Origin of the sequence: Flavobacterium sp. (assembly GCF_044348915.1) — a bacterium.
GTDB lineage: Bacteria > Bacteroidota > Bacteroidia > Flavobacteriales > Flavobacteriaceae > Flavobacterium.
The window spans coordinates 1-9,094 of sequence record NZ_JBIKRX010000096.1 but is presented as its reverse complement, the minus strand read 5'-3'; the positions used below and the strand labels follow the sequence as shown (position 1 = coordinate 9,094).

At 34.4% G+C, this 9,094-nt stretch carries 8 protein-coding genes; 5 read left to right on the top strand and 3 right to left on the bottom strand.

Features of this window, described 5'->3' with window-relative positions:
• The first annotated feature begins 155 nt into the window (after positions 1-155).
• The 4 genes from gldL (at position 156) to ACIQ1E_RS12515 (ending at position 4,500) form a co-directional block, all read left to right on the top strand.
• Positions 156-809 (top strand): gliding motility protein GldL, encoded by a 654-nt coding sequence (gene gldL, locus ACIQ1E_RS12530; RefSeq protein ID WP_396171644.1) that lies wholly within the window; start codon positions 156-158, stop codon positions 807-809.
• Positions 810-854: 45 nt separating this feature from the next.
• Complete coding sequence (gldM, locus tag ACIQ1E_RS12525) at positions 855-2,405, top strand: gliding motility protein GldM (protein ID WP_396171643.1); 1,551 nt, start codon at positions 855-857, stop codon at positions 2,403-2,405.
• Between the two features lie 47 nt (positions 2,406-2,452).
• Positions 2,453-3,343 carry a gliding motility protein GldN gene (gldN, locus tag ACIQ1E_RS12520; RefSeq protein WP_396171645.1) on the top strand — a complete coding sequence of 297 codons (891 nt, stop codon included), beginning with the start codon at positions 2,453-2,455 and terminating at the stop codon, positions 3,341-3,343.
• Positions 3,344-3,453: 110 nt separating this feature from the next.
• Positions 3,454-4,500 (top strand): NAD(P)/FAD-dependent oxidoreductase, encoded by a 1,047-nt coding sequence (locus ACIQ1E_RS12515; RefSeq protein WP_396171642.1) that lies wholly within the window; start codon positions 3,454-3,456, stop codon positions 4,498-4,500.
• A gap of 1 nt (position 4,501) precedes the next feature.
• Here the strand turns inward: ACIQ1E_RS12515 and ACIQ1E_RS12510 are convergent, their stop codons facing one another.
• The gene (locus ACIQ1E_RS12510) at positions 4,502-4,882 is read right to left on the bottom strand and encodes a DUF983 domain-containing protein (protein WP_396171641.1); all 381 of its coding nucleotides are present in this window, start codon (positions 4,880-4,882) and stop codon (positions 4,502-4,504) included.
• Between the two features lie 130 nt (positions 4,883-5,012).
• Here ACIQ1E_RS12510 and ACIQ1E_RS12505 point away from each other — a divergent pair, with 130 nt between their 5' ends.
• Entirely contained in the window at positions 5,013-6,935 is a 1,923-nt protein-coding gene (locus tag ACIQ1E_RS12505; protein ID WP_396171640.1) for an ATP-binding cassette domain-containing protein, read from the top strand.
• A gap of 150 nt (positions 6,936-7,085) precedes the next feature.
• Here the strand turns inward: ACIQ1E_RS12505 and ACIQ1E_RS12500 are convergent, their stop codons facing one another.
• Both ACIQ1E_RS12500 and ACIQ1E_RS12495 read right to left on the bottom strand, forming a co-directional pair.
• Positions 7,086-8,234 (bottom strand): 8-amino-7-oxononanoate synthase, encoded by a 1,149-nt coding sequence (locus ACIQ1E_RS12500; protein ID WP_396171639.1) that lies wholly within the window; start codon positions 8,232-8,234, stop codon positions 7,086-7,088.
• A 55-nt stretch (positions 8,235-8,289) separates the two neighbouring features.
• Complete coding sequence (locus ACIQ1E_RS12495; RefSeq protein WP_396171638.1) at positions 8,290-8,778, bottom strand: DUF1761 domain-containing protein; 489 nt, start codon at positions 8,776-8,778, stop codon at positions 8,290-8,292.
• Positions 8,779-9,094: the final 316 nt, after the last annotated feature.

Sequence of the window (9,094 nt, the reverse complement as noted above, 5' to 3'; positions counted from 1 at the left end):
TTAGATACAATAGAAGGTCAAATATGGGGACAATCTTCGATGTGTTAATGAAAAAGATGGTGAAATTTGAATAAATATCAATAAAATCAATAGATAACAAGGGTGCTCTAAGCGCCTATACCTACAAATTTTAATTAACCTAAAAAACAAACATTATGGCATTAATAAGCAAACAAAAGATGAATTTTGCGTACGGAATGGGAGCAGCAGTAGTTATTATTGGAGCTTTATTCAAAATTACACATGCTGAGTTAGGACCGCTAAATGGAAATGTACTGCTTACTATTGGTCTTGTAGTTGAAGCAGGAATTTTTGCTCTTTCCGCATTCGAACCCGTAGAAGATGATTTAGATTGGACATTAGTCTATCCTGAGTTGGCCAATGGTGAAGCCAAAAAGAAAGTAGCTAAAGTAGTGGAAGCACCAGTTGAAGATGCGCAAGGATTGTTGTCTAAAAAACTAGACGCTATGCTTAAAGATGCAAAAATTGACGGAGAATTAATGGTTAGTTTAGGAAATAGCATTAAAAACTTTGAAGGAGCTGCCAAAAGTATTATGCCAACAGCTGACTCTATAGCATCGACTAAAAAATACAGTGAAGAATTGACTGTGGCTGCGGCTCAAATGGAATCTTTGAATAGTTTGTATAAAATTCAATTGCAAAGTGCTTCAAGAAATGCGCAAATCAATGAAGAGGTAGCAGAAAACAATTTAAAATTAAAAGAGCAAATGCAATCATTAACTTCGAACTTGTCTTCATTGAACAATGTTTACGGAGGAATGCTTTCTGCAATGAGTAACAAAGGATAATTAGTTCAGACTTTATATATAAACAATAACTAATTACTAGAAAATATGGCAGCAGGAAAGTTAAGTCCTAGACAGAAGATGATAAACCTAATGTACTTGGTTTTTATCGCGATGTTAGCATTAAATATGTCCAAAGAAGTTTTATCCGCTTTTGGAATTTTGAATTCAAAGATTATTGAGTCAAACTCCATTACAGATGAAAGAAATGAAAATTCATTCGGACAATTGTCTCAAAAAGCAGTAGATCAGCCCGGACAATATGGCGAAAAGAAAATTATAGTAGAGAAAATCAGAAAAATTTCGAAAGAATATAGTGATTATCTCGAAGGTATCAAAACAACAATTACTAAGAAAACCGAAAAGGATGCTGAAGGAAACTTTATGTATGAGCAAATGGATAAAGGTGATGTTGTAGATGCATTATTTTTTAATGGTGATAAACTATCGAAAGAGGGTAAAGAGTTTTTAGAAAAAATCAAAAGTTATCCCGCTCAAATCAAAGATATAGCTGGTAGTAAATTACCCGAAGTTGAAGTGGATAAAATCGAAAAAAGATTTGCTACAAACCCTATTAAATCAAAAAATGCAGGTGCAACATTAGCTTGGATCGATTACAATTACAAAAGTTTTCCATTAATTGCAACCGTTACAAAATTAACTCAATTGCAGGCTGATGTAAAAGCAACCGAAAGTGATGTAATGGCGTCAATGTTTCAATCTGACTTGATTGCTGCAGCTTCGCTTACCGCTTATCAACCAATTGTGGTTCTTGAAAAATCGGTTTTCTTTCAAGGAGAGGCGGTTAAAGGAAAAATAATTTTAGGAAAATTTGACCCTAAATTAGTAGCTAAATCTGTAGTCGTAAACGGGTCAAGTGTTCAAGCACAGGCCGGTCAAGCTAATTTCTCTTTTGGTTCAGGAAACATTGGAGAACACGCAATAACAGGTTCTTTCAACTTTGATGAGAACGGAAAAGTAGTTAGTTTACCAATTAAAGATAAATATGTGGTTGTAGCTCGACCTAAATCAGCTACCATTTCTGCCGATAAAATGAATGTAGTGTATCGAGGTGTTGTAAACCCAATGACCATTTCATTTGCTGGTATATCTGCTGATAAAGTGAAAGCCACCGCACCAGGATTGGCTCCAACAGGAACTCCAGGACAATACAGTATGCGTCCAGGCGCTGGGAATGAAGTTGTTATCAGTGTTACAGGAACACTTCCTGATAATTCAATTGTTTCTGACAAAAAAACATATAGGATTAAAGGTATTCCCGGTCCAACAGGAACAATTAGAGGTGAGATGGGTGTTGTTAAAGGACCTAAATCAAGTTTAGAAATTTCTACAGTTGGTGCAAAATTAGTCGATTTCGATTTTGAAGTAGGTTTAGATGTGGTTGGTTTCAATTTTAAAGTAACAGGTCAACCAACTGTGGTGGTTGTTGGAAATAAATTGAATGCACAATGTAAATCGGTTCTTTCTAAAGTTGGAAGAGGAGATCAAGTTACCATTTCAGAAATTAAAACAAAATTAGTTGGAGCCGGTAGTTATTTATTACCAAGGACAGCGCCAGTAATTTATGAAATACTATAACAAGGAAATAATCCAAAGTTTTTTCAATAGCTTACAATGATAATATGATGAATATGAGAAATTTTTTAATAGTTGTTATTTCTATTTTAGGGAGTGTTGCAAGTTATGCGCAAGCTAATTTGCTCAATGCAAAAATACCAGAAGAAATCGGGCTTAAATCTGCCGCTCAACTCATTTCTGACAATGACAGACCATTAGAATATGGCTATGTCGATGATCGAGATGTGTTGATGGGGAAAACAGTATGGGAAATTATTGATTTAAGCGAAAGAATTAATTTTCCTTTGTATTTTCCAATAGATACCGCAAATATTGGCCCTGACAGACGTTCGTTGTATGATGTTTTGACTAAAGCTATTAAGAACGGTGAAATTACTGAGGTGTATTCAGATAGTTATTTCAATACCAAAAAATCTTACAAAGACATTAAAGCGTCATTGGTGCGAATCGATACCACAGATGCTGGTAGAGAGCAGATCAATGCGGGTCAAAAGATTTCTCCTGAGTATATCGTAAAACAAGACTTAACGGCTCAAGACGTTAGCCAATATAAAATAAAAGGATATTGGTATTTTGACAAACGTCAAAGCGAATTGAAATACAGATTGTTAGGTATTTGTCCAGTTACTCCAGACGTTTATACAATGAACAGTGAGGAAAAAGATTATATCGAATTGTTCTGGGTGTTTTTCCCATCAGCACGAGATGTCTTGCATGATGCAAAAGCATTTAATGATAAGAATTCTTCAATGCCTATTTCTTTTGATCAAATATTGAATTCAAGGCGTTTTAATGCAGTGATTTATCAAGAGGAAAATGTTTATGGAGATAGAGCTATAACTAGCTATATGAAAGATAATGCTCAAAATCAATTGTTAGAAGCGGAACGAGTAAAATCGAAAATCCGTGACTTCGAAGAAGATATGTGGAATTATTAATTTCATTACCAAATTAATCAAGGAACTCTCGCTACACCAGCGAGAGTTCTTTGTTTAGTGGCGTTTTTGTTTAACTTTGTCAATATCTAACTTTTCTCTATAATCTTCAGATGGTCGATTACTTAATAATTGGTTCAGGCTTAGCTGGAATTTCGTTCTCCGAAATGGCGTTACGAAATAGCAAATCTATTATGGTGTTGGATAATAATTCCCAAAACTCATCCAAAATTGCTGGAGGACTTTATAATCCAGTGATTTTAAAAAGGTTTAGCGAAGTGGGCCAAGCCCAAGAACATTTGTTGATAATGAATGACTTCTTTATTGCTCTCAAGGATAAACTTAAAATCCAATTCGATTATAAATTGCCTATTCTTAGAAAATTTTTTTCCATCGAAGAGCAAAATAATTGGTTTTTGGCTTGTGATAAAGTAAATCTAGCGCCGTTTTTGTCAACTAAGTTGATTTCACGAAAGTATGCTGCCATTGATTCGCCTTTTGGGTATGGTGAAGTTTTACAAACAGGTTATGTTGACACAGCTTTGTTACTGAATAAGTACAAAGAGTATCTTATCAGCAATAAGATGTTTCTTGAGCATCCTTTCGATTATACTCTCCTGCAGGAAGAAGAAGGCTTTGTGCGCTATAAGGATATCGTAGCAAAACATATTATTTTCGCTGAAGGTTTCGGATTACATTCCAATCCTTATTTTAATTATTTGCCCTTAGATGGAACAAAAGGAGAGCTATTTATTATCAAAGCAGATGCATTAGATTTAGATGTTATTTTAAATACCAGTGTGTTTATTTTGCCTCTTGGTAAAGGCTTGTTCAAAGTGGGAGCTACTTATAATTGGGCTGACAAGACTGATAGACCAACCGAAGAAGGAAAAGCTGAACTGACAGAAAGAATAAAGGAAATACTAAAATGTGATTTCGAAATAGTCGCGCATTTTGCTGGAGTTCGACCAACCGTCAGAGACAGAAAACCATTGGTTGGAACACATGCCGCGCATAGTTCTATACACATTCTTAACGGTTTAGGTACTCGTGGAGTGATGCTTGGACCAGCTTTGGCAAAGGCTTTATTTGAAAAAATCGAATACAATAAACCCTTAGAAAAAGCCTTTGATATCCGGAGATTTGATAAAAGGGGTTGATTTATTTTTTATATTTCTTGTCAAAAGACACAAACATATTGATATAAATATTCCTAGCCCACCGCAAAACAAAAGGGAATAATACAATGTTTGAAATGATTATTGCAATAAAAGTGGTTTTCAAACTAGCATGAATAAATAAATAAGCTATAAAAAAAACAGCAACGCTTAACGCCACGTTCAAGGCATAACTCACATACATAGCGCCATAAAAAAAAGAAGGTTCGATTTGGTATTTTAGACCGCAATGGCTACAATTATCGTTCATTTTGAGAATTTTCGAAAAATGCAATGGATTTTTGTCCGTATACATACTCTCATTCTGACATCTAGGACAACTTCCTGTTAAAATGCTATTTAGTTTGGATCCTTTTTTTAACATTTGCAAAAATTTTGATTTCATTAATTTTAATGAGACAAATTTACAACTAATACCTTTGGGTTTAAGTTAAAATAGAGTTCTATTTTGAGGAACTTTAAACTTTAAACCTGAAACTTTAAACCAAAAAATAATGCTTAACATACACAATTTGTCCGTTTCTTTTGGAGGAACTTATTTATTTGAAGAAGTAACCTTTCGATTAGGTGCCGGTGACCGAGTAGGTCTTGTCGGAAAAAACGGAGCTGGCAAATCAACGATGCTAAAAATCTTGGCAAAAGATTTTGCTCCAGATTCAGGTGTGATTTCTCAAGAGAAAGAGGTCCGAATGGGTTTCTTACGTCAGGATATTGATTTCGAACAAGGGAGAACTGTACTCGAGGAAGCCTACGAAGCGTTTACAGATATTAAAATTGTAGAAAAGAAACTTGAGCAGATTAATCATCAATTGGTCACCAGAACCGATTATGAAAGTGAAGAATACGGTCAAATTATAGAAGATTTATCCGATTATACTCACCGTTTCGAATTGTTAGGTGGTTATAATTATATTGGTGATACCGAGAAAATTCTTCTCGGATTGGGTTTCAAGAGAGAAGTTTTCAATGATCAAACCGATACTTTTTCTGGTGGTTGGAGAATGCGTATCGAATTGGCTAAACTATTATTGCAAGCTAATGATGTTTTGCTGCTAGATGAACCTACGAATCACTTGGATATTGAAAGTATCATTTGGTTGGAAGGATTTTTGCGAAATTATCCTGGTGTAGTTGTAATCGTTTCACACGATAAAATGTTTTTGGACAATGTAACCAACAGAACCATCGAAATTTCTTTGGGTAAAGCCTATGATTTCAATAAACCGTATTCGGAGTATCTGGAACTTAGAGGTGAAATCAGAGAAAAACAATTGGCTACACAAAAAAATCAAGCCAAAAAAATTGAAGAAACCGAACGATTAATTGAGAAATTCCGTGCCAAAGCTTCTAAAGCATCTATGGCGCAGTCACTCATAAAAAAATTAGACAAAGTCGAACGTATCGAGGTCGATGAAGACGACAATTCAGTCATGAATATTTCCTTTCCACTTTCGAAAGAACCAGGAAAAGTGGTTATTGAAGCCGAAGATGTTACTAAAAAATATGGTGATAAAGTGATTTTGAAAGATATATCACTTTTGGTAGAACGCGGAAGCAAAATTGCCTTTGTTGGCCAAAATGGACAAGGTAAATCTACTTTTATGAAAGCGATTGTGAATGAATTTGAATTTCAAGGAAATATTAAATTGGGACACAATGTTCAATTGGGTTATTTTGCCCAAAACCAAGCCGAGTATTTAGACGGCGAGATTACACTATTGCGTACTATGGAAGATGCCGCATCTGATTCGAATCGTTCCAAGGTTCGTGATATGCTTGGTTCTTTCTTGTTTCGTGGTGATGATGTCGAAAAGAAAGTGAAAGTCCTTTCAGGAGGCGAAAGAAATCGTTTGGCACTGTGTAAATTGCTTTTACAGCCCATCAATGTTTTGGTAATGGACGAGCCCACAAACCACTTAGACATTAAATCAAAGAATGTCTTAAAAGCTGCTTTGCAAAAATACGAGGGTACTTTGCTTTTGGTATCGCACGATAGGGATTTTCTTCAGGGGATGTCGAATATCGTTTATGAATTCAAGGATCAAAAAATCAAAGAGTATTTGGGGGATATCAATTATTTCTTAGAACAACGCAACCTTGAAAATATGCGTGAAGTAGAGAAGAAAGATGTTGATAAAACCGCAGCGCAAGCGCAATCAATCCAAAAAGGTAACAGTAAGGCCTCATACGAAGACCAGAAAAAAGGTAAGTCACTTCAAAACCGTTTAAGCAAGATCGAAAGTCAAATTCAACAATTAGAAAAAGATCTTTCGCACGACGATAAAATGTTGGCCTCCAATTATGATAAACATATTGAAGATGCCGCTTTCTTCGTTGCCTACAATAAGAAAAAGCAAGATTTAGATAAATTATTACTCGATTGGGAAGTAGTTCAAGAAGAAATCGACTCGTTATAGAGTACTAGTTTCTGCGAAGTAATACCAATTGTAATTTTAAAATGGTCTAATCCATTTAAAAATTTTACAATGGTTTATGCCGATAGACAATATATTGAGTACAATTTATTGGACTCTTATATATTGCTAATCGGTATAAATTAGGAATATTTATTGGAAAGGATTTCGTTCTTTCCAAACGATTTCTGGCTCTAAATAGCAATACACTTTTTCGAAAACTAAGTCTGCTATCGCATTGCTATGTTTGGCGTAACCATACATTTTTTGTGGCTTTGCTCCAATGGAGCTCTTTATTTCTAAAGCAGTTCTAGCAAAAATAATCTCTTTAAAACCTTTGTTTATAGAATAGGCGACCATGTCATAAAGCATGTTTAAATACAACATTTTTTCGCGTTGAATGCTATCGTCATATCCCAAAAAGTAGGTGTCCATAACCGCTCCGTTTTTTATGAGGGTATTGAAACCAATTAATTTTCCTTCCAAGAAATATCCATAAAAAAGAAACTTGTCTTGAAGTAGTTCTTTGAATACTCTAAAATGGTTTTTTGCTAAAAAAAAAGTATTAAAATGAGCATTTTGGGCCACGTGATAATACAAATCATAAATGGTTTCTTCGTAGTGAATGATGTCATTTAGGTTCATTTTTCTCTTTTCGACACCTTGTGCTTTTTTGCGAGCACGTTTGTATTGATCCCTATATTTTTTTGATAAAGCTTCAATATAATTTTGTTCCGATTTCCAATAATCTGGAATGTCAAAAAGCATATTGGGCTGGGGAGAATATCGAAAATGGTCTTGGAATCCCGCCTGACTAAACGCTGCAATGTCCTCTTCTGGAAAATCTTTGTACGTGGTAACGTGAACTTTTAGTCCTTTGTTTTTGAAAATTTCTTTTAATTTTTCTGCAGCCGATTTTAGACCAGATAAGATTTCAAATTTTTCGATTTGATTCGAATAGGCGAATGCATTTTGTCCAGTAAACATATTGTTTCCAATGATTAAGATATGGGAACATAATTTATTGAAAAAAACATTTCGTACAGCGGTCTTTACACATTTATCACGTTCACCAAACGAGGCTAATTTATTTAAATCTAATAATTGTGATATAGCAATACCAACTAATTCACTATCCTTAAACAATCCAATAAAATGGCAATGCATATTAGACGGAGCCGATAGTTCGAGTACTTTTAGATATTTTTTGCTAAGAAAAACATTTTCTGTGGCCAAGCCATTCCAGTTTTCCGGAAGTTCAGCAACAGAATTATAAATTTCTATGTGGAGTGGTGTTTTCAAATAAAAAAAATCGCCCACAAATGTAGAGCGATTTAGTTCTAATTAAATGTTAAATTTATTTCCAGCCACAGATAATTGAACCCATTATGGTCATAATAACAATCCAATATCCGGCTTGAACCGCGATGTATTTCCAGCTTTTTCGTTCAAACAAGCCATTTATCGAAATTATGGGCAAAGCAAGAAAAATGCCTGACATAAAACCGTGAAGGGCTCCGTGTTTATAAGTGCGAAAGGCATCACCATAATCTGCCATAAATGCCAAATATGATGGTTTGGCCGAGGCGATAAAATCTGGACCGCCAATCATCCCTAAAGCTCCCATTTGATGAATGGTTAATATAGGCATAATAAAAGCTAACATAAGCGAGTAGATGAAAGTAAGTCCAAAAATTTTTAGCATATTGCCTTTCTCAGTTTGTTCTAGAGTCAAACCAGCTCCTTCCATCCAAATTGTTCCAAAAACTTTTGGATTATACCATACGAAACCAACCACTAGTGTAGATAATGCAGCTACTAAAATTGCTAAAAAGTTGAATTCCATACATATAGGTTTAAAGTTAGAGAATCAAATATACTATTTTTTATAATTGATTGTTGGTTTTTGTTCAAGTCTTGGTTGAAAAGGGCACTAAAATCGAATAATTTGTAAGATAAAACTATATAATTTTCTTAAATCGTGTATTTCATCGATAAATTTTGCTTTTTATCAATTTGTAACATACTTTAGCTGAAGTAACTAATCAGTTTATAATTCAAACTCAAATTTAGCTATTATTACCAATGCTTCCAATACATTTAGGCCATTTTTTATAGTTGTATCAATGACTGAGCGTATTTTAGCAAAGTTTTGTGCTGCA

What these genes read in the sequence shown, in the direction of transcription:
- gldL (WP_396171644.1), top strand. Translation starts at nt 156, where the DNA reads ATGGCATTAATAAGCAAACAAAAGATGAATTTTGCGTACGGAATGGGA.
- gldM (WP_396171643.1), top strand. Translation starts at nt 855, where the DNA reads ATGGCAGCAGGAAAGTTAAGTCCTAGACAGAAGATGATAAACCTAATG.
- gldN (WP_396171645.1), top strand. Translation starts at nt 2,453, where the DNA reads ATGAATATGAGAAATTTTTTAATAGTTGTTATTTCTATTTTAGGGAGT.
- ACIQ1E_RS12515 (WP_396171642.1), top strand. Translation starts at nt 3,454, where the DNA reads ATGGTCGATTACTTAATAATTGGTTCAGGCTTAGCTGGAATTTCGTTC.
- ACIQ1E_RS12510 (WP_396171641.1), bottom strand. Translation starts at nt 4,882, where the DNA reads ATGTTAAAAAAAGGATCCAAACTAAATAGCATTTTAACAGGAAGTTGT.
- ACIQ1E_RS12505 (WP_396171640.1), top strand. Translation starts at nt 5,013, where the DNA reads ATGCTTAACATACACAATTTGTCCGTTTCTTTTGGAGGAACTTATTTA.
- ACIQ1E_RS12495 (WP_396171638.1), bottom strand. Translation starts at nt 8,778, where the DNA reads ATGGAATTCAACTTTTTAGCAATTTTAGTAGCTGCATTATCTACACTA.